This window comes from Nonomuraea basaltis (genome assembly GCF_005893125.1).
Lineage (GTDB): Bacteria > Actinomycetota > Actinomycetes > Streptosporangiales > Streptosporangiaceae > Nonomuraea > Nonomuraea basaltis.
In genome coordinates this window covers 1-20,233 of sequence record NZ_VCJS01000033.1, presented here as the reverse complement: position 1 = coordinate 20,233, position 20,233 = coordinate 1, and the positions used below count along the sequence as shown (strand labels likewise).

The 20,233-nt window shown below is 69.7% G+C and carries 16 protein-coding genes and 1 pseudogene; all 17 read left to right on the top strand.

What is annotated here, in order from left to right:
- Window positions 1-465: 465 nt before the first annotated feature.
- Window positions 466-1,776 (top strand): pectinesterase family protein, encoded by a 1,311-nt coding sequence (locus EJK15_RS17875; protein ID WP_171074379.1) that lies wholly within the window; start codon window positions 466-468, stop codon window positions 1,774-1,776.
- 41 nt (window positions 1,777-1,817) lie between these two features.
- Complete coding sequence (locus EJK15_RS17870; RefSeq protein ID WP_138711574.1) at window positions 1,818-3,080, top strand: hypothetical protein; 1,263 nt, start codon at window positions 1,818-1,820, stop codon at window positions 3,078-3,080.
- A gap of 50 nt (window positions 3,081-3,130) precedes the next feature.
- On the top strand, window positions 3,131-4,027 hold the full coding sequence (locus EJK15_RS17865) for a nucleoside hydrolase (protein ID WP_138711573.1): 897 nt from the start codon (window positions 3,131-3,133) through the stop codon (window positions 4,025-4,027).
- A 113-nt stretch (window positions 4,028-4,140) separates the two neighbouring features.
- Window positions 4,141-5,163, top strand: a complete 1,023-nt coding sequence (locus tag EJK15_RS17860; RefSeq protein WP_240777036.1) for a sugar-binding transcriptional regulator — start codon at window positions 4,141-4,143, stop codon at window positions 5,161-5,163.
- Window positions 5,164-5,412: 249 nt separating this feature from the next.
- Window positions 5,413-7,710, top strand: coding sequence for an Ig-like domain-containing protein (locus EJK15_RS17855; RefSeq protein WP_138711572.1), 2,298 nt, complete (start codon window positions 5,413-5,415; stop codon window positions 7,708-7,710).
- A gap of 17 nt (window positions 7,711-7,727) precedes the next feature.
- Window positions 7,728-9,710 (top strand): ABC transporter substrate-binding protein, encoded by a 1,983-nt coding sequence (locus EJK15_RS17850; RefSeq protein ID WP_138711571.1) that lies wholly within the window; start codon window positions 7,728-7,730, stop codon window positions 9,708-9,710.
- Between the two features lie 2 nt (window positions 9,711-9,712).
- Window positions 9,713-10,711: an ABC transporter permease gene (locus tag EJK15_RS17845; protein WP_138711570.1), complete on the top strand. Its 999-nt coding sequence runs from the start codon at window positions 9,713-9,715 to the stop codon at window positions 10,709-10,711.
- A 6-nt stretch (window positions 10,712-10,717) separates the two neighbouring features.
- Window positions 10,718-11,842 carry an ABC transporter permease gene (locus EJK15_RS17840; protein ID WP_138711569.1) on the top strand — a complete coding sequence of 375 codons (1,125 nt, stop codon included), beginning with the start codon at window positions 10,718-10,720 and terminating at the stop codon, window positions 11,840-11,842.
- On the top strand, window positions 11,820-12,821 hold the full coding sequence (locus EJK15_RS17835) for an ABC transporter ATP-binding protein (RefSeq protein WP_138711568.1): 1,002 nt from the start codon (window positions 11,820-11,822) through the stop codon (window positions 12,819-12,821). The genes EJK15_RS17840 and EJK15_RS17835 overlap by 23 nt, the downstream gene beginning before the upstream one ends.
- Window positions 12,818-13,864, top strand: coding sequence for an ABC transporter ATP-binding protein (locus EJK15_RS17830; RefSeq protein WP_171074378.1), 1,047 nt, complete (start codon window positions 12,818-12,820; stop codon window positions 13,862-13,864). The genes EJK15_RS17835 and EJK15_RS17830 overlap by 4 nt, the downstream gene beginning before the upstream one ends.
- On the top strand, window positions 13,861-14,913 hold the full coding sequence (locus EJK15_RS17825; RefSeq protein ID WP_138711567.1) for a sialidase family protein: 1,053 nt from the start codon (window positions 13,861-13,863) through the stop codon (window positions 14,911-14,913). Before EJK15_RS17830 ends, EJK15_RS17825 begins: the two co-directional genes overlap by 4 nt.
- Window positions 14,914-14,963: 50 nt before the next feature.
- Complete coding sequence (locus EJK15_RS17820; RefSeq protein WP_171074377.1) at window positions 14,964-16,085, top strand: sialidase family protein; 1,122 nt, start codon at window positions 14,964-14,966, stop codon at window positions 16,083-16,085.
- The gene (locus tag EJK15_RS17815; RefSeq protein WP_138711565.1) at window positions 16,082-17,512 is read left to right on the top strand and encodes an ABC transporter substrate-binding protein; all 1,431 of its coding nucleotides are present in this window, start codon (window positions 16,082-16,084) and stop codon (window positions 17,510-17,512) included. The genes EJK15_RS17820 and EJK15_RS17815 overlap by 4 nt, the downstream gene beginning before the upstream one ends.
- Window positions 17,509-17,715: pseudogene (locus EJK15_RS77590) on the top strand (DUF5060 domain-containing protein); the annotation flags it as partial. The gene EJK15_RS17815 and the pseudogene EJK15_RS77590, both read left to right, overlap by 4 nt.
- Window positions 17,716-17,824: 109 nt before the next feature.
- Window positions 17,825-18,910 (top strand): DUF5605 domain-containing protein, encoded by a 1,086-nt coding sequence (locus tag EJK15_RS17810; RefSeq protein ID WP_206060924.1) that lies wholly within the window; start codon window positions 17,825-17,827, stop codon window positions 18,908-18,910.
- The gene (locus EJK15_RS70655) at window positions 18,907-19,908 is read left to right on the top strand and encodes a DUF5605 domain-containing protein (protein WP_171074376.1); all 1,002 of its coding nucleotides are present in this window, start codon (window positions 18,907-18,909) and stop codon (window positions 19,906-19,908) included. The genes EJK15_RS17810 and EJK15_RS70655 overlap by 4 nt, the downstream gene beginning before the upstream one ends.
- Window positions 19,905-20,233 (top strand): hypothetical protein (locus tag EJK15_RS17795; protein WP_206060923.1); only part of this gene is annotated, 329 nt, incomplete at its 3' end. The genes EJK15_RS70655 and EJK15_RS17795, both read left to right, overlap by 4 nt.

The window sequence follows — 20,233 nt, the reverse complement described above, 5'->3', positions numbered from 1 at the left end:
TCCGCCGGCAGCGCCACCGCGTACACCCGCGTTCGATGCGGCGCGGCACCGGGTCGGCGCCGTGGACGCAGCAACCACGCGCGTCCTCGCCCCGCCGACGAGACAGGCCCGCGTTCCCGCGCTGACCCGGTCGTGCTCACATGTCGGTTCGGGCCGGCTTCAAGGCTCTTGGGCCGCCACCGGACGCCCCCGCACCTGCTGCAGAGGCATGCCGTTCGCATCCGGACGGAGATTCCCGAGGGCCGGGCTCTCTTTCATGACATGGCTTCCCACTCTTGACCGGCGCCACGAAGCCGCCTACATATATATTCAATAATACATATCCATACGGAGCTGCGTGTGAAGGTGACACTCACGGCGGTCATGGCAGCGGCGGTGCTGGCCTTGTGCCCAGCGGCGACGGCGACAGCGGATTCGAATGCGGGCGTGCGCTTCTCGGTGCCTGGCCGGGCGGGAGGGACCTGCGTGGACGCGCCTCTGCGGATCACCTTCCCGGCACCCCCGACCCTCGGCTCCTCGGGCGCGATCGAGGTGCGGCGCGCCGACGGCACGCCGGCAGACCGCATCGAGGCGGCCACGGCGAAGACCGACAGGAAGAACATCGGCGGCGCGGTGTCCGACACAGGGCTCCCGCACGACTTCTCGTACGAATCGATCACGATCGACGGCCGCACCGCCCATGTCCACCTGCACCGGCTACTGGAGTACGGCCAGAGCTACTACGTCACCGTCGATCCCGGCGTCTTCGCGGGCTTCGACGGCGTTCAGGACCCGCGAAAGTGGCGCTTCACAACCAGGAAGCACGCCGTTCCCTCTCGCCATCTGACGGTTTCCGCCGCGGGAACCGGGGACTTCTGCACCGTGCAGGGCGCCATCGACGCCGTGCCGCTCGGCAACCAGACTCCGGTGACCATCGATGTGCGGCCCGGCGTCTACACCGAGATCGTCTACGTGCGCGAGGACCGCCCGCACATCACCGTGCGGGGCGCGGGCATGCGGCGGACCGTGATCCAGTACGCCAACAACGACCTGCGCAACGGCGACAAGGCGCTGAGCAACGGAGGGCCGGCGGACGTGTGCCCGCGCCGCGTGCTGGAGACCTCCGACATCCACAACTGCTGGCGGGCCATGTTCGGGGTGGACGCGGCGGACTTCCGGATGAGCGACCTCACGCTGCACAACACGACGCCGGACGGCGGGTCGCAGGCCGAGGCGTTCCGTGGCAACAACGAGCGCATCGCGCTGGAGCGGGTGGATCTGCGCAGCCACCAGGACACGCTGCGACTGCAGGGCAAGGGGTTCGTCACCGACAGCCGCATCAGCGGTGACACCGACTTCGTGTGGGGCACCGGCACCGTGTTCGTCCAGGACTCGGTGCTGGAGTCGACGGACGCCGGCTACATCTCGCAGAGCCGCAACGACGACACGCGTCCGGGTGCGGTGTTCGTGCGGACCCGGCTGACGCGGGCGCCGGGCGTGCCCGACGGGTCGGTGGTGCTGAGCCGGAGCGCGGTGTGGCGGTTCACGCACAGCCAGGCGGTCTTCATCGACACCGCGATGGACTCCCACATCGCGCCGGTCGGCTGGCAGATCGATCCGAACGACTGCGCGCAGGCGCCGTCGCTGTCCTTCTGGGAGTACCGCAGCACCGACCTGGACGGCCGCGCGATCGACACGTCGCAGCGGCTGCCCTGCTCGCGCCGGCTCACGGCCGCCGAGGCGGAGCGGTGGAGCGAGCCCTCGTTCGTTCTTGGCGGCTGGGATCCAGAGAGGTGATGGAAGTGACGGGATCGGACAGGTCAGCCAGCAGGCGGAACGTGTTGGGCGGGGTCCTGGGCGGACTCGGCGCGGCCGTCGCGGCGGGAGCGGCGGGAGCGGCGGCGGGACCCGCTGCGGCCTCTGCCCTCACCCGGACCGCTGCGGCCACGGACGGCGCGGGGGCGGCGGGTTCCGGGAAGGCGACCGGGCTTGGGGGCAGGCGGGCGCCGCGTCCGGTGGCGCCGGTGAACCAGGAGGCCGCCGCCAAGTTCGGCCCCGAGTACAAGACCCTCCCGGCGGCCGCCGGGGGCGTCGACATCGAGCCCCTGATCGGGATCAACGCGTTCGCCGGCATCGAGGCCAAGCGCAAGGCCATGACGGACTACATCTGGAAGGGCGCCGGCCCGCCGGACACGCAGCCGACCGTGGAGAGCGGCGTGACCGCACCCGACTTCGCCTCCCTGACGGGCGTGCGCAGGATCGACCGGCTGAAGGTTCCCCTGCGCTACCAGGTCACCGCCACCGTCTACGACCTCGTGCCGCGCCGGGCCTGGAACCGGCGGCTGGCGCTCTACCACAACGGCCACGGCGAGCCGTTCGACACCATGCTCCGCACCGTCCAGGCGCTGCTGGACCGCGGCTACCGGGTGATGGCGTACGCGATGCCGTTCCACCACTGGAACCAGCAGCAGATCGCCGACCCGGCCGACCCGGCCAAACTGCTGCCCAACCCCTCGCACCGTGAGCTGCCGCCCTGGGAGTCGGCGGAGTTCTCCGCGCTGACGTTCTTCCTGGAACCGCTCACGGTCACGCTGAACTACGCGCAGGCCACGTACCGGCCGCTGTCGGTGGAGATGATCGGCCTGTCCGGGGGCGGCTGGACGACCACCGTCCACTCGGCGCTGGACCCGCGCGTCACGCGCAGCTATCCGGTGGCCGGATCGCTGCCGTTCTTCCTGCGCCCGGCCGCGCCGAAGCCCCGGCCCACGATCGGCGACTGGGAGCAGACCAAGGCGGCGCTGCCCGGCTTCTACGCCGCGGACTCCGACGACTTCCTCGACATGTACGTGATGGCGTCGATCGGCCCGGGGCGCGGGCAGCTGCAGATACTCAACCGGTTCGACGAGTGCTGCTTCAATGGGGTCGGGCACCGCGCCTACCAGGCCCCGGTGCGCGACCGGGTGGCGTTGCTCGCGAAGGGGCGGCCCGAACTGGGACGCTGGGAGCTCCTGGAGGACGCGACGCACGACGGCCACACGATCTCGCCGCACGCGCTGTCCGTCATCCTGTGGGATCTTGACACCACAAATGTCACAATCTAATATCAGAATATCGATACATCTTCGAATATATATTCAGTCGAGGGGCACGCATGGCGATCCGGTCCTTTTCCAACCGGCGCAGAGTGATCATCAATTCCGACGCGAAAAACGAGGCGGACGATCAATTCGCCATCGTGCACGCCCTCCTTTCACCGAGCCTGGACATTCGGGGTCTGGTGGCCGCGCATTTCGGTAACCGGCGCACCCGCACGAGCCTGGAGGAGAGCCGGGCGGAAATCGACCTGCTGCTGCGGCTGATGAAGCTCGACGGCCAGGTCCGGGTGGAGGACGGCGCGCCGTACGCACTGCCCGACGTCAACACCCCCGTCCCGGCGCCCGGCGTGGAGCTGATCGTCTCCGAGGCCATGCGGGACGTGGCCGAGCCGCTCTACGTGGCGTTCCTCGGCCCGCTGACCGACATGGCCGCGGCGCTGCTCCTCGAGCCGCGCATCGCCGAGCGGGACGTGACCGTCATCTGGATCGGCGGCGGCGGATACGACGGGCGCGGCGGGGCGCCGGGGCGGCCCGAGTTCAACCTGTCCAACGACATCGTGGCGGCCAACGTCGTGTTCTCGTCGGCGCTGCGGGTCTGGCAGATCCCGGCGCCGACGTACCGGATGATGGCCGTCGGCTACGCCGAGCTCGACGCGAAGGTGGCGCCGTGCGGCGAGCTCGGCGACTATCTCGTGCGCCAGCTCGTGGAGTGGAACGAGCGGCACCACGGCGGCTCGATCGAGATCCGGGTGCTGGGCGACTCCCCCGCCGTCGGCCTGATGCTCCACCCCGACTGCGGGACCTGGGTGGAACGGCCCGCCCCGAACTTCCGCCACGACGGCTCACATGACTTCACCGCCGCGAACCGGCCCATCCGCACCTACGACTCGATCGACGCCCGGTTCATCCATGAGGACTTCTTCGCGAAGCTACGCGCCTTCGCCGGCGGCTAGGCGAGGATATGGGTGCGAGGGTCGCCGCGCGCTAGCAGAATGGCACTCGGCAGTGGCCCGGGCTCGCCACCGGACCAGCAGGAGCGGCGGAGCCGAAGCGGAGGCCAGCGATCGTGGGAGCTGACAGTCAGTTCGAGAAGGGCCGTCCCGGCGGCGAGTCCATGAGGGTCGGCGGCCGACGGCTCGGCCAGGAGTCCGAGCGCATGCGGCTGCTGGTGCGGGTCGCCCGCCTCTACCACGAGCACGGCGTTCGCCAGCCGCAGATCGCCGCCCAGCTGCGCATCTCGCAGCCCCGGGTGTCGCGGCTGCTCAAGGAGGCCACGGAGATCGGCATCGTCCGCACCGTCGTCGTGGTGCCCAGCGGCGTCCATGCTCTGCTGGAGGAGGACCTCGAGCGCAAGTACGGCGTGGAGCAGATCATCGTGGTCGACGCCGCGGGCGACAACCACGACGTCGTGGCCGCGCTGGGCTCGGCGGGCGCGACCTACCTCGACGCCACCCTGATCGGCGGCGAGCACCTCGGCATCTCGTCGTGGAGCGCCAGCCTGCTGGCCACCGTCGAGGCGATGCAGCGCCGTCCGGTACGCGTAGCCGACGAGGTCGTCCAGCTCATCGGCGGCGTGGGCAAGGGATCCGCGCAGGTCCAGGCCACCCGGCTGGCCGCCCACCTGGCCGACCTCACCGGCGCCGAACCCGTCTTCCTGCCCGCGCCCGGCCTCGTCGGCTCGGCGGTGGCGCGCCAGGCGCTGTCGGACGACCACGTGGTACGCCAGGTCGTGGACGCGTGGTCGCGGCTGACGACGGTGCTGGTCGGCATCGGCAGCCTCGACCCGTCGCCGCTGCTGCGCGACAGCGGCAACGCCATCTCCGAGGAGGACCTGGAGACGCTGCGCGGGCTCGGCGCGGTGGGCGACGTGTGCCTGCGCTTCTTCGACGCCGACGGGCAGCTCATCGACTCGCCGCTGGAGGAGCGCATCCTCGGCATCCCGGCCGCCGACCTGCTCCGGGTGCCGCGGCGCATCGCCATCGCCGGAGGGCGCCGCAAGACGGCGGCGATCCGGGCCGCGCTGCGGGGTGGGTGGGTGAACACGCTCATCACGGACGTGGGCGTGGCCGAGGAACTCCTCAAGGACTGACCCTCCCGCTCCCCCGCCGAAGGCCGTCGTGCGATGCGCACGACGGCCTTCGGCGTTGCGGTTGTTGACCGGCGGACCTATCTGCCGAAGAAAGCGCTCTTGACAGTCACTTGCGTGTCGTTCACGATGTGATGAATCCACTCCATTCATGGCTGAATAAAAATTCTCACCAATGACAGCGTGGTCCGGAGTCGTGCCGAACGGTGGCACATCCCTGCCTATTTCCGGGGCGGAAAGAGAGCGTTTCGCATGACCGATGCCCTTGGCTTCGATCGCCAGCAATCACCATTCAGCCGCCGCGATTTCGTGCGCTCGGCGGCCATGGTCACGCCCGCCGTGGCGTGGGGCGGGATGACGGCGGCCGGTTCCATCGAAGAGGCGGGGCAGCAGCGGAGCAGCGCCCTCAGCAGGGCGGTCCCCGCGTTCCCCGGTGCCGAGGGCGCGGGCATGTACGTCACCGGCGGCCGGGGCGGCGCGGTCTACGAGGTGACGACCCTCGACGACTCGGGGCCGGGCTCGCTGCGGGAGGCGGTGGCGAAGTCGGACGGCACGATCGTCTTCCGCGTCTCCGGCAACATCCACCTCAAGGGCGGCCTCGACATCACCGGGTCCAACCTCACCATCGCCGGCCAGACCGCGCCCGGCCACGGCATCAGCGTCAACGGCAACGAGACGAAGATCGCCGGGAACAACATCATCCTCCGCTACCTGCGCTTCCGCGGCGGCGACGAGCTGGGCACCCCCATCGACACGTTCACCGCCCGCGGCGTGCGGGACGTCATCATCGACCACTGCTCGATCAGCTGGGGCGTGGACGAGTGCTTCTCCGTCTACGGCAACACGAACGTGACCGTCCAGTGGTGCATCATCGCCGAGGGCCTGACGAACTCGGTCCACCCCAAGGGCCGCCACGGCATGGGCGGCCTGTGGGGCGGCGACAACATCACGTACCACCACAATCTGCTGATCCACCAGTCCGCCCGCAACCCCCGCTTCAGCTTCACCGAGGGCATGGACATGGTGGTCGACCACCGCAACAACGTGATCTACAACTACGGGTTCACGTCCTGCTACGGCGGCGAATGGTCCAACGGCGTCAACATGGTCGCGAACTTCTACAAGCCCGGACCGAACACGCTGGCCGACATCGCGCCCGTCATCGTGGCTCCGGGGCGGTTCGGGCAGTGGCATGTCAGTGGCAATCACGTCGAAGGTCATCCGGATGTGACCGGCGACAACACGCGCGGGATCACGTACCCGGTGGGCGGGATCACGCTGCTGCCCAGGCCGGTGGAGCTGGAGCACGGCATCACGCAGCAGCCGCCCGCGCAGGCATATGCCGCGGTGCTCGATCAGGCCGGGGCCGTCCTCCCCCGCAGGGATCCGATCGACGCCCGGCTGATCCACGAGGCGCGCACCGGCACCGGTCGGGCCATCAACTCGCAGCGGGACGTCGGCGGATGGGTGCCCTTACCGTCCGATCCCGCGCCCGCCGACAGCGATCACGACGGCATGCCGGATGAGTGGGAGCGGGCGCAGGGGCTCGATCCCGGGAACGCGGATGATCGGAACGCTGTCGACGGGAACGGCTACACCAACCTCGAGCGGTATCTGCACTCCATCCAGCGGGCGGGCAGCCGCAATCCCGAGGTCGCGATCACCCAGCCCAGGCCCGACCAGATCTTCAAGGCCGGCCAGAGCATGACCGTTCAGGCCGCCGCCAAGGCCCTCGACGGATCGAGCATCGCCAAGGTCGAGTTCTTCCACGAGGACAAGAAGATCGGCGAGGCGACGGCGGCGCCGTATCAGGTGACCTGGGCGGATGCGGCCGATGGGTCCTACTGGCTGACGGCCAGAGCGACGGACGGCACGGGGTCCGCGACCACCTCCTCCATCGTCCCCGTTCACGTCAATCGCGCCACCAGCGTCACCCCGTGGCGGGCGCTGGACATCGGGGACGTGCCCATTCCGGGGCACACGGCGCTGGCCGACGGGGTGCTCACACTGAAGGGGTCCGGGAAGATCGCCGGGTGGAAGGACTCCTTCCACTTCGCGCACCAGGCCGTCGGGTTCGGCAAGCGGGGCGAGGTCATCGAGATCACCGCCCGGGTGGACGCGGTGAGCAGGGCCCACGTCGACGCCGTCGCCGGATTGATGGTGCGGCAGGATCTCGCGCCGAACTCGCCGTTCATGCTGGCCGGACTCGGGTGGTCCGAGGACGGCAAGCGGGCCAAGGCCATCAGGGTCGCCTCCACCGGTACGCGGGCCAGCGTCGGCCTCTATCCGGCCACGTCGGAGGATCCGCTGGACGCGGACAAGCCGTACTGGCTCCGCCTGGTGTGCCGCAGCCTGCCGACCGGCGGCGACAACGAGTTCGAGGCGTTCATCTCGGACAACTCGCTCGCCTGGACGCGCATCGGCTATGAGCGCATCGCCATGCGGACCAGCCGGTTCTACATCGGCCTCGCGGTCGACGGGAACCAGGAGGCGAACGCCGTCCACCACTACACCACGGCCCGGTTCAGCCTGGTCAAGGTCAATCGTTAGACCGGAACGGAGCACGCATGACACAGCAACCGTTGACGAGGAGGAATCTGCTCCGTGGCGGGGGTCTGCTCCTGCTGACGTCCGCCGCCGGCTGCAGCTTCTTCGACACCCGGCCCAGCAGCGGCGGTGCCGCGCAGGCCGCGGATGTGTCGGCCAAGGAGGCGCCCGCGCTGGCCGAGCTGGTCAAGAGCGGCAAGCTCCCGCCGCTGGAGCAGCGTCTGCCGAAGAACCCGCTGGTGGTCACCCCGCTGCAGGGGCCGGGCAAGTACGGCGGCACCTGGACCTCGGCCATGGTCGGCGAGGACGACGTGGACTGGCTGACCAACACCCTCGGGTACGAGCCGCTGGTCCGCCTCAAGCCGGGCACGAGCGGGCAGAAGGGCCCGGAGGACATCGTGGCCAACGTGGCCGAGTTCGAGGTCAAGGACGGCGGCCGGGAGTACGTCTTCCGCCTGCGCGAGGGCCTGAAGTGGTCGGACGGGCAGCCGTGCACCGCCGACGACATGATCTTCGCCTTCGAGGACGTGGCCGTCTACCACGACCTGCACACCACCGGTGTCTACGACCTCTACCTGGAGAACGGCAGCACCACGGAGCGGGTGAAGGTCGAGAAGGTGGACGAGCGGACCGTCCGGTACGTCTACAAGGAGCCCAAGGCCGGGTTCCTGTTCCAGATCGCGGTCGCGACGTTCGAGCGGCCGGGACCGATCGGGTTCCTGCTGCCCAAGCACTACCTGAAGCAGTTCCACAAGAAGTACAACCCCGACGTGGACAAGCTGGCCAAGGACGAGCAGCTGGAGGACTGGACGCAGCTGTTCATGCAGAAGCAGGACCCGTGGCACAACGCCGACCAGCCCACGCTGCACGCCTGGAAGGTGAGCAACGCGATCGGCAGCGGCACGGCGCTGGTGGCCGAGCGCAACCCGTACTACTGGAAGGTCGACCAGCAGGGGCGGCAGCTCCCGTACTTCGACCGGTTCAGGGCGGAGATCCTCGGGGACGTCGAGGTCGAGCTGCTGAAGATCATGAACGGCGAGATCGGGCTGCAGCTGCGTAACTTCAACACGCCGGAGAACAAGCCGCTGGTCGCCCAGAACGCGGGCAAGGGCAAGTACCGGCTGTTCGACGTGCCGAGCCGGCTCAGCAACACGATGATCATCCAGTTCAATCAGACGGTCGCCGACGAGGGGCTGCGCAAGCTCTTCCGGGACAGGGACTTCAGGATCGGGCTGTCGTACGCGATCGACCGGCAGGAGATCATCGACGGCGTGTACGCCGGCCAGGGCGAGCCGTGGCAGGCCGCGCCCTCCAAGCGCAACGCGGTCTACGACGAGACGTTCGCCAAGCAGTACACCGAGTTCGACGCGGCCAGGGCGAACGAGCACCTCGACAAGGCCGGGCTGACCCGCAAGGACGCAGACGGGATGCGACTGGGTCCCGACGGCAAGCCGCTGGTCGTGACCATCATGACCGACACCGAGTTCCCGCACCACGTCGAGGCGCTGGAGTTCGTGAAGAAGGGCTGGGAGGCGGTCGGGGTCGGGCTGCGGGCGGACCCGGTCGCGTCGACGCTGTTCACCGAGCGCACGATGGCGAACCAGCCGCAGGCCTCGGCCTACACGTGCAGCGACTTCGACCTGATCACGGGCACCGGCGGCGACCACTACTACGTGCCGAGCAACTCCGGCAGCGCCCGGTACGCGATCCGCTGGGCGCAGTGGTACGGCAGCCACGGCAAGAGCGGCGACGAGCCGCCCGAGGAGGTCCGCCGCCAGCTCGACGCGTTCACCAAGATGCGCACCGAGTACGACTTCACCAAAGCGCTCGGCTTCGCCAAGCAGGTCGTGGAGATCTCGAAAGAGCAGTTCTACGCCATCGGGATCAGCTCGTACCCGGACGAGTACGGCATCGTCTCCAACAGCTTCAAGAACGTGCCCGGCTCGATGGCCGGCGCCCCGACGAACCCCGGGCCGACGCAGCCCGAGCAGTACTCGCTCTAGCCATGCTGGGATATTTCGGCCGCCGCCTCCTGTACGTGGTGGTGACGCTCTGGGCGATCTCCATCGTCACGTTCGTCATCATCAACCTGCCGCCAGGTGACTACGTCTCCACGCTGGTCGCGAGCGCGCAGGCGGGCGGCGAGGGCATCACCCCGGCGGAGATCGCCAACCTCAGGCAGCGGTACGGCCTCGACGACCCGGTCCTCGTGCAGTATTGGCGCTGGATCTCGGCGATCGTCCTGAACGGCGATTTCGGTCAATCGTTCGCCTGGAACCAGGCGGTGTCCACGCTCATCGGCGAGCGGGTCGCGCTGTCGGCGGTGCTGTCGATCAGCTCGCTGCTCATGGTGTGGGCGATCGCGTTCCCGATCGGCATCTACAGCGCGGTCAAGCAGTACTCGTGGGGCGACTACACGGCCTCCTTCCTCGGGTTCATCGGCATGGCGATCCCGGAGTTCATGCTGGCGCTGGTCCTCATGTACGTCGGGTTCCGCTACTTCGGCCAGAGCGTGGGCGGCCTGTTCTCCCCGGAGTTCCAGGACGCGGACTGGAACCTGGGCAAGGTCCTGGACCTGCTCGGCCACTTGTGGGTGCCGATCGTGGTGATCGGCGTCTCGGGCACCGCGGGCATGATCCGGATCACCCGGGCGAACCTGCTCGACGAGCTCTACCGGCCGTACGTGCACACGGCCAGGGCCAAGGGGCTGCCGGAGTGGAAGCTGCTGCTGAAGTATCCCGTGCGGATGTCGCTGAGCCCGTTCTTCAGCACCGTGGGCTGGCTGCTGCCGGGGCTGATCGGCGGGGAGACGATCGTGTCGGTCGTGATGAGCCTGCCGACCGGCGGCCCCCTGCTGCTCAGCGGGGTGATGAACCAGGACATGTACCTCGTCGGCAGCTTCATCATGATCCTCAGCACGCTGACCGTGATCGGGACCGTGCTGAGCGACATGGCGCTGGCCTGGTGGGATCCGCGAATCCGCAAACGGTACAAGAGAGAGTAGCGCCGCATGTCCCGCAACGAAATCGGCACGCTGCCGCAGTGGCGGCTGGTATGGCGGCGGTTCCGCCGGCACCGGCTGGCGCTGGCCGGCGTGGCCATCCTGGTGCCGGTGTACGTGGTGGCGATCTTCGCCGAGTTCTTCGCCCCGATGTCCAGCTCGACCGCGAACACCACCATGACGTACGCGCCGCCGCAGCTGGTGCGCTACTCCGGGGACATCGGCCTGTACGTGTACGGCTACCGCACCGAGCGCGACCCCGTGACGTACGAGCAGCGCTACACCGTGGACGAGGGCAGGCGCATCGACGTCGGCCTGTTCGCGCACGGCGACGAGTACAAGCTGCTCGGCCTGATCCCGTCCGACGTGCACCTGATCGGCCCGGTCACCAAGGGTGAGCCGTTCTTCCTGCTGGGCTCCGACCAGAACGGCCGGGACCTGCTGTCCCGGCTGATCCACGGCGCGCGGGTGTCGCTGTCGATCGGGCTGGTCGGGGTCGCGGCGAGCTTCTTACTCGGCATGCTCATAGGCGGCATATCCGGATATTTCGGGGGCGGCGTGGACAACGCCGTCCAGCGGGTCATCGAGTTCATCATCGCGATCCCGACGCTCCCGCTCTGGATGGCGCTGTCGGCCGCGCTGCCCCACGACTGGGGGCCGCTGACCCGGTATTTCGCGATCACCGTGATCCTCTCGCTGATCGGCTGGACCGGGCTGGCCAGGGACGTGCGCGGGCGGTTCCTGTCGCTGCGCGAGGAGGACTTCGTCACGGCGGCGCGGCTGGACGGCGTCGGCCGGCTGCCGATCATCTTCCGGCACATGATCCCGTCGTTCGCCAGCCACATCATCGCGTCCCTGTCGCTGGCCATCCCCGGCATGATCCTCGGCGAGACCAGCCTGAGCTTCCTCGGCCTGGGGCTGCAGGCGCCCGCGGTGAGCTGGGGCGTGCTGCTGGAGGGCGCGCAGAACGTGCGCGTGGTGGCGAACGCGCCGTGGATGCTGGCACCGGGTGTGGCGGTGGTGGTCGTCGTGGTGGCCATGAACTTCTTCGGTGACGGGTTGCGTGACGCCGCCGATCCACACCAGCACAGCAACAGAAGGGTGAGCAGGCGTGCCCGCAGACGTGTTGCTTGAGATCGAGGACCTGCGTACCCATTTCCTGCTCGAGGACGGCGACGTGCGCGCGGTGGACGGCGTGGACCTGCGGGTGCGCAAAGGTGAGACGCTCGCCATCGTCGGCGAGTCGGGCTGCGGGAAGAGTGTGATGGCCCGCTCGATCCTGCGCCTGGTGGACCCGCCGGGCCGGATCATGGGCGGGCGGATCACGCTGCACCGGGGCGACGGCCCGGTCGAGCTGGTCGGCGCGAACCGGAAGCTGCTGCGGCAGGTCAGGTGGCGGGACATCGCGATGGTGTTCCAGGAGCCGATGGCGTCGCTGAGCCTGGTGCACACGATCGGCAGCCAGATCGTCGAGGCGGTGCGGCTGCACGAGAACGCCGGCAAGGCCGAGGCCCGCCGGCGCGCGATCGACCTGCTGGACCGGGTCGGCATCCCCATGCCGCAGCGGCGGGTGGACGCGTACCCCTTCGAGCTGAGCGGCGGGATGCGGCAGCGGGCGATGATCGCGATGGCGCTGTCGTGCCGGCCGGGCCTGCTGATCGCCGACGAGCCGACGACCGCGCTGGACGTGACCACCCAGGCGCAGATCCTCGACCTGCTGGCCGACCTCCAGGAGGACTTAGGCATGGCGATCATGCTGATCACGCACGACCTCGGGGTGGCCGCGCAGGTGGCCGACAGCATGGCGGTCATGTACCTGGGCCGGGTCGTCGAGTACGGCCCCGCCGAGCAGGTGCTGAGCGCTCCCCGGCACCCCTACACGCAGGCGCTGCTGCGGTCGATGCCCCGGCTGGGGCGGGCGGCGCGGACCCGGCTGACGGCGATCAAGGGCATGGTGCCGCCGCCGTACGCGCGGCCCGGCGGGTGCGCGTTCCATCCGCGCTGCGACAGCGTCCTGGCGGGGCGGTGCGAGACGGTCACGCCGCGCCGGGTCCCGGTAGACGAGCGCGAGGTCTCCTGCCTCCTCTACGACGAGCAGGAGGTGAACGCGTGACCGGGCCACTGCTCGAGATCGAGGGGCTGACCAAGCACTTCGCGGTCCGCAGCGGCCTGCTGGGCCGGCAGGTCGGTGCGGTCAGGGCCGTCGACCACGTGGACCTGAGCATCGCCGCGGGCAGCACGCTGGGCCTGGTCGGCGAGTCCGGCTGTGGCAAGACCACGCTGGGCCGGTGCATCGTGCGGGCGCACGACCCGACCGGCGGGCGCATGCTCTACCGGTGGCCGGACGGCTCGGTGATCGACGTGGCCGGGCTCGGGGAGAAGGAGCTCAAGCCCTACCGGGCGCAGGTGCGGATGATCTTCCAGGACCCGCATTCGTCGCTCAACCCGCGCAAGACGCTGCGCGAGATCATCGGCGAGCCGATGCGGGCGCACAAGTGGGGGACGAAGGACGAGATCGACGCGCGCGTGGGCGAGCTGCTCGACCGCGTGGGCCTGCGCCCCGAGTACGCCGGCCGCTACCCGCACGCCTTCAGCGGCGGCGAGCGGCAGCGGGTCGGCATCGCCCGGGCGCTGGCCCTGGAGCCCCGGCTGGTGGTCGCGGACGAGGCGGTGAGCGCGCTGGACGTCTCGGTCCGCGCCCAGATCCTCAACCTGCTGGCCGACCTGCGGGAGGAGTCGGGCCTGGCCTACCTGTTCGTGAGCCACGACCTGAGCATCATCGAGCACGTCGCGGACGTGGTCGCGGTCATGTACCTGGGGCGGGTGGTCGAGCAGGGCCCGACCGAGGAGCTCTACGAGCGGCCGCTGCACCCCTACACCGAGGCGCTGCTGTCGGCGGTGCCCGACCCCGACCCGGCCGCCAAGCGGCACCGCGAGCGGATCAAGCTGCTCGGCGACATCGCCGACCCGGCGCATCCGCCGCCCGGGTGCCCGTTCCATCCGCGGTGCGTTTACGCGAAGAACGTGTGCCGCACGGACGTGCCGCCGCTGCGCGAGGTCCGAGGGCGCAGCGTGGCCTGCCACTTCGCCGGGGAACTGGAGCTGCGCGGCGTGCCGGAGCTCGCGGACCCTGACGTACGTGAGGTGAGCACATGACGGACCCGCGTTTCGACGGCATCGTGCGCCCGTCCGCCATGCTGCCCGGCGCGCGCGAGGCGCTGCTCCCCGCGCCGCACGGCCCGGGAAACCACGATGACAACCACGCGGCCAACCTGCTGCGCACGCCCGACGGCGACCTGCTCTGCGCCTGGTTCAGCGGCCCCGAGGAGGGCCATCCGGGCACGAACGTCGTGCTCGCCCGGCTGGCCGGCGACCGCTGGGACCCGCCCGAGGTCATCGCGGCCGACCCGGAGCGCAGCGAGCAGAACCCGGTGCTGTTCGACGACGGCGGGCTGGTGTGGCTGCTGCACACCTCCAGCGAGCCGTACGACCAGACGACGGCGCACGTCGTGGCCCGGACGTCGGCGGACGGTGGACGGACGTGGGGCGAGCCGCGCGTGCTCTTCGCCGAGCCCGGGATCTTCGTCCGGCACCCTCCGCTGATCCTCGGCGACGGGACCTGGCTGCTGCCCGCCTACCACTGCGGGGGCTCCGGCGACCGCAGCGTCGTCAAGGTCACCGACGACGGCGGGCGCACGTGGAAGGAGCACCCGGTTCCCGGCAGCGCCGACCTGGTGCAGATGACGATCGCGGAGCGCCCTGACGGGAGCCTGCTGGCGATGTTCAGGGACCGGCGGGCGGGCCGCATCCACGCCTCGGCCTCGGCCGACGGCCGCTCGTGGGCCGCCCCGGAGCGGACCGGGCTGCCGAACAACGACTCCTCCGTCCAGCTCACGAGGCTCGGGGACGGACGGCTCGCGCTCGTCTACAACGACGCGAGCCTGGAGCGCGGCCAGTTCCGATGGGTGACCAAGAACGGGGAGCGGCGCAGGAAGGCCCTGCGCACCCCGCTGGTGCTCGCGGTGTCGGACGACGGCGGCGTGAGCTGGCCGTACCGGCACGTCCTCCAGGACTACGACCGTGAGTACTGGCAGAACGAGCTCGGCTATTCCTATCCGAGCGTCATCGACGGCGGCGGCCGTCTCCATATCGCCTTCTCTTATCTACGGAAAACCATCAAATATCTGGAGATTGGCACGCGATGAAATTCCGGCAGAGCGTTTTATACGGCGCGCTCGCGGTGACCGTGGGAGCGGTGCCGTACCTTTCGGCGGACACAGGCGAGGTGGTGGTGGAACCCACCGGCTCGTACGCCTGCCGCCAGGACGTGGCCGCCCCCGACCCCGCCGTCCGCAGGGTGCACTCCGCGTCGCTGGCGCAGGCGCCGCAGGGCGACCTGCTGACCGTCTACTACGGAGGGACCAACGAGGGCTCCTCGGACCAGGCGCTCTACCTGTCGCGCCTGGCCGCGGGCAAGCGGACCTGGTCCAAGCCCGAGGTCGTGTTCGACGAGCCGGGCAAGGCCGACGGCAACCCGATCCTGTGGTCGGACGGCAAGCGCCTCTACCTGTTCTTCGTGACGATCGCGGGGCACGGGTGGGAGCAGGCCGGGATCCGGCTGATCACCTCCGACGACGACGGCCACACCTGGAGCGCCCCCTCCTGGATCCGCGAGGAGTGGGGGTGGATGACCGGCACCAACGCCATCCGCATGTCCAACGGCGAGGTGCTGTTGCCGATCTACGACGAGGAGGCCTTCAGCTCCGGCTTCTACGTCTTCAGCCCGGACATGAGCTCGTGGAAGGCCTACCCCGAGGAGCATGGGAGCTGGATCCGCACGCCGAAGGGCTCGATCCAGCCCACGGTGGCGGAGGTCGAGCCGGGGCGGCTGATCGCCTACATGCGCACCGGCGACGGCGCGATCTACCGGAGCGAGTCGAAGGACTTCGCGCGCACCTGGAGCGCGCCCGTGGCCGAGCCCATCGGCAACCCGAACTCGCGCATCGCCGCGCTCAAGCTGGACAGCGGCAAGCTGGTGCTGGCCTACAACCCCTGGGTCGAGCACCGCTCCCCCATGCGGCTGTCGCTGTCGCCCGACAAGGGGCGTACATGGGAGCACACGGCCGACGTGGAGGCGCAGTCGGGCCCGCAGTTCACCTACCCGCTGCTGACCCAGACCGGGGACGGCTACGTCCACATGGTCTATTCCTACAACCGCAACAACATCCGGCACGTCGTCTTCAACGAGCAGTATCTCCGTGACGGGGTGGGCCTTTTGTCGAATTACCCGGAGCACACCATCACTGAATTCAAGAACGGCGTCCGGCGGAATGTCGTGCGCCAGTGCGGTTACGCGCCCTCGAAGGAGGCTTCATGATCGCCGGGTCCAAGGCCCTCGCGCTGCTCGCGCTCGCGGCAACCGTGATCACCGTTCCCGCCGGCGCCGCCGCTGCCGCGTGCACCGACATCCCGAACAAGTACAACAAGCCGTTCAGCGTCTGCGACGACGAGCTGTTCGTCTTCGCCGCCAACTACAAGCCGTTCGAGGGGAGCGTCGACGACAGCCGGCAGGGTACGAGGGTCTTCGACGAGGTCATCGGCAACAAGCTGCGCGCCGCGTTCCCCAACGTCAAGATCAAGTACGCGACGTGGGACCTCCCGATCCGCTACGAGGACATCAAGAAGGCCGGCGTCGTCCCCGACATCATCATCGACGACCCGCGCACCCGCATCGACCGGGACCTGGAGCCGCTGGGCTGGGTCGGCGACCTCACGCTGGCACTGCAGCAGGCCGGCATCGACCTGGGCACGCTCAACAAGGCCGCGGTCGAGCTGGTCAGGTCACGCTCCGACGGCGGCGTGTACGGGGTGCCGCTGTTCATCGACGAGCACCTGCTGCTCTACAACAAGAAGATCTTCGACAAGTTCCGCGTGCCGCACCCCCAGCCCGGCATGACGTACGACGCGGCGTACCAGCTGGCCAAGCGCCTGACCAGGGACGACGGCCTGGACCACTACAAGGGCTACATGCAGCACCCCGACCAGTACCTGGAGTTCAACCAGCTCGGGCTCTACCCGTTCCAGCCGACGACGAGCGAGGAGCCCGAGCCCGGGGACGTCAAGGTGAGCATCACCGGTGACGGCTGGAAGCAGCAGGTGGAGAGCCTGTACCGGTTCCTGACGATCCCCCGCAACGAGTTCACCACCGTGAACGACTTCCTCAAGGGCGACATGAGCAGGCCGGGCCGCCTGGCCATGGCGGTCGAGACGCTGTCCAGGCTGAACATGTACGCCGGCCGCGAGCTGTTCATCGAGGACGGCGACGAGGAGTCGTTCGCCGAGTCGGCGAAGAGCGTCGACATCGGCGTCTCGGCGGTGCCGGTGCTCGAGTCCGGCTCGAAGGCGGTCTACCAGCCGAACGTGCGTGCCGCGTTCATCCCGCCGGCCTCGGCGAAGAAGGAGCAGGCCCTCGCGATCGTGAAGTGGCTGGTGTCCGAGGAGGGTCAGACGGAGCTGTCCAGCCAGGGCATCAAGGCGGTCCTGCAGACCGAGGGCGTCGTGTCGAGCTTCGGCAAGAGCGTCCCGGAGCTGGCGAAGATCGACACCTCGGCCGTGTACTGGGGCGAGAACGCCACGGTGACGAACTACCAGAACACCGAGTACTGGGACCTGCCGCTGTGGCAGGTGTTCCGCCAGCACGTCCTGCGCGACGGCATGACGCCGGAGCAGTCGCTGACCGTGGCCGAGCGGCAGGACATCCCCGCCTACATCAAGGCGCAGGCCGAAGCCGGGAAGGACTGGTGACCCATCCCCCGTCCGTGGAGCGCTGGGGCGTCCACGAGATCGAGCTGGCCGGGCCCGACGGCGGCAATCCGTTCGCGGAGGTGCGGCTGTCGGCCCGGTACCAGTACCGCAACCGCGTCGTGGAGGCCGAGGGCTTCTACGACGGGGACGGCGTCTACCGCGTCCGGTTCATGCCGGACGCGATGGGCCCGTGGCGGTTCACGACGGTGAGCAACGTGAACGAGCTGGATGGTCGTTCCGGAGGCTTCGAGGTGACGCCCGCGGGGCCGGGCAACCATGGTCCGGTGCGGGCCGTGGGGACGGGGTTCTCGTATGCGGACGGGACGCCGTACCTGCCGTTCGGCACGACCTGCTACCACTTGGACGCACGACCTGGACGAGTCGGGCGAGCGCGACACTCTGCGCACGCTCGCGGCCTCGCCGTTCAACAAGCTGCGCATGTGCGTGCTGCCGACCGGGCAGATGAAGCCGCCTCTCGTGCCGTTCGCCGGCGAGGACCCCCACGGGCTGGACAAGACCCGGTTCGACCCGGCGTTCTTCCGCCACCTGGAGGCGCGGGTGCGGGACCTGTGCGACATCGGGGTGGAGGCCGACGTGATCCTCTTCCACCCGTACGACGGGGGCCTGCGCGGCGTGGAGGACATGGGCCGCGACACCGACCACGCCTACCTGCGGTACGTCATCGCCCGGCTGGCCGCGTACCGCAACGTGTGGTGGTCGGCCGCCAACGAGTACGACTTCAACCGGGCCAAGAACGTGGCCGACTGGGACGACATCCTGCGCACGATCCAGCGGCTGGACCCGTACGAGCACCTGCGCTCGATCCACAACGGGACGCGGATGTACGAGGTGGCGACCCTGTACGACTTCACCAAACCCTGGGTGACGCACCAGAGCATCCAGCACTGGGACGCCACCCTGACCGGCTCCTGGCTGCTGGCCTGCCCCAAGCCGGTGGTGATCGACGAGATCTCGTACGAGGGGAACATCGGCAAGCGCTGGGGCAACGTCTCCGGCCCCGAGCTGGTGGACCGGTTCTGGGAGGGCATGGTGCGCGGCGGGTACGTCGGGCACGGCGAGTCGATGACCGGCGGGCAGGGACGGCCGTGGATCGGCAACGGCGGCACGCTGCGCGGGGAGAGCCCGGCCAGGATCGCGTTCCTGCGCACGATCATGGAGGAGCGCCGCGACGGGACCGTCCTGCGCTACCTGGGGCGGCGGCAACCGGCCCACGTCACGGCCGAGCTGCCGCCCGGCCACGGCTACGAGGTCGAGCTGATCGACGCCTGGAACATGACGATCACCTCGGTGGACGGGGTGCACCGGGACCGGGTGCGGGTGGCGCTGCCGCGGCGGCCGTACCTGGCACTCCGGATGACGAGGGTGGGATGCCGATGATCAACGTTTCGATGGCGACCACGGCGCTCGGCTGGCACCTGCAAGGTGAGAAGCGGCGCGCGCGGACGCTCGCCACGCTGGAGTCGTCGCCGTTCGACCGGGTCAGGATGGCGGCGTCCGCCACCCGATGCCCGCTGGACTCGCTGGAGGAGCGGGTGGCGGAACTGGCCGGGATCGGCGTGACGGCCGAGCTGGTGCTCCTGCATCCGGATGAGGGCGTCGCGGAGGTCGAGGCGGCGGCCCGCTACCTGGAGGAGGTGGTCCCCCGGCTGGCCGCGCACCCGAACGTGTGGTGGTCGCTGACGACTGACCCATCCCCTTTTCCCGACATTTCCGAGCATGACTGGGTACGCCTCGCCAACCTCGTGGCCGAGGAGGACCCCGGACACCATCCGTTGTCGATCACGGTCGAGGCCGGGTCGCCGCTGCTGTGGCGGCGCCCGTTCACGCACGGCAGCGTCCGGGCGGCCGGCCCGCGGGACGCCTGGGTGCGGACGCGGGACCACCACAAGCCGGTGTTGATGGACATGTGCGGATACGAGGGCGACGCGGACGACCCGTGGCTGAGCCTGACCGCCGAGGAGGTCGTGGCCCAGGCGTGGGACGGGGCGGTGCGCCGGCGGTTGGTGACGCACGGGGAGTCGTACGTGGACGAGGACGGGCTGACCTGGTCTCGGGACGGGGGCACGCTGGTGGGCGCGGCGGTGCCCCGGCTGGCGCTGCTGCGGCGGTTTCTCGCCGGGACGCCCGAGGAGGCGCGCTACCGGGACAGGGACGCGCCGATGCTGGAGGTGGCGGGCGAGTTCTACCTGGAGTTCTGCGGGGAGCACCGCTTTCCGCAGCGGGAGTACGACGTGCCGCCGGGACGATACGAGGTCGAGGTGATCGACACGTGGGAGATGACGGTGGCGTCGCTCGGAGTGCGGGAGGGAGGGACGCTGACCGTGCCCCTGCCGGGAACGCCCGGCCAGGCCATCCGGCTGCGGCGGCGCCGATGACGCCCACGGTGTCCGGGGCGGACGTCGTGGCCGCCATCGGCGAGCCGGGCGGGAAGCTGGTCGAGGTCGTGGCGGGTGCGGGCGGACCCGAGGTGTGCCTGCGCCGCCGCGACGCGGACGGCCCGCACCTGCGGGCGCCGCTGCACGGAATGCTCACCGCCTCCACGGGCCGCCCCTGGCGCATCCGGCCCGCCCGGCCCGGCTCGGTGCAGGTGCGCCGGACGGACGCGCCAGGCGAGGCGGCGGACGTGGCGGGCGGAACGGCCGAGGCTGCGGGCGGAACGGCAGGGGCGGCGGGCGGAACGGCAGGGGCGGCGGACGTGGC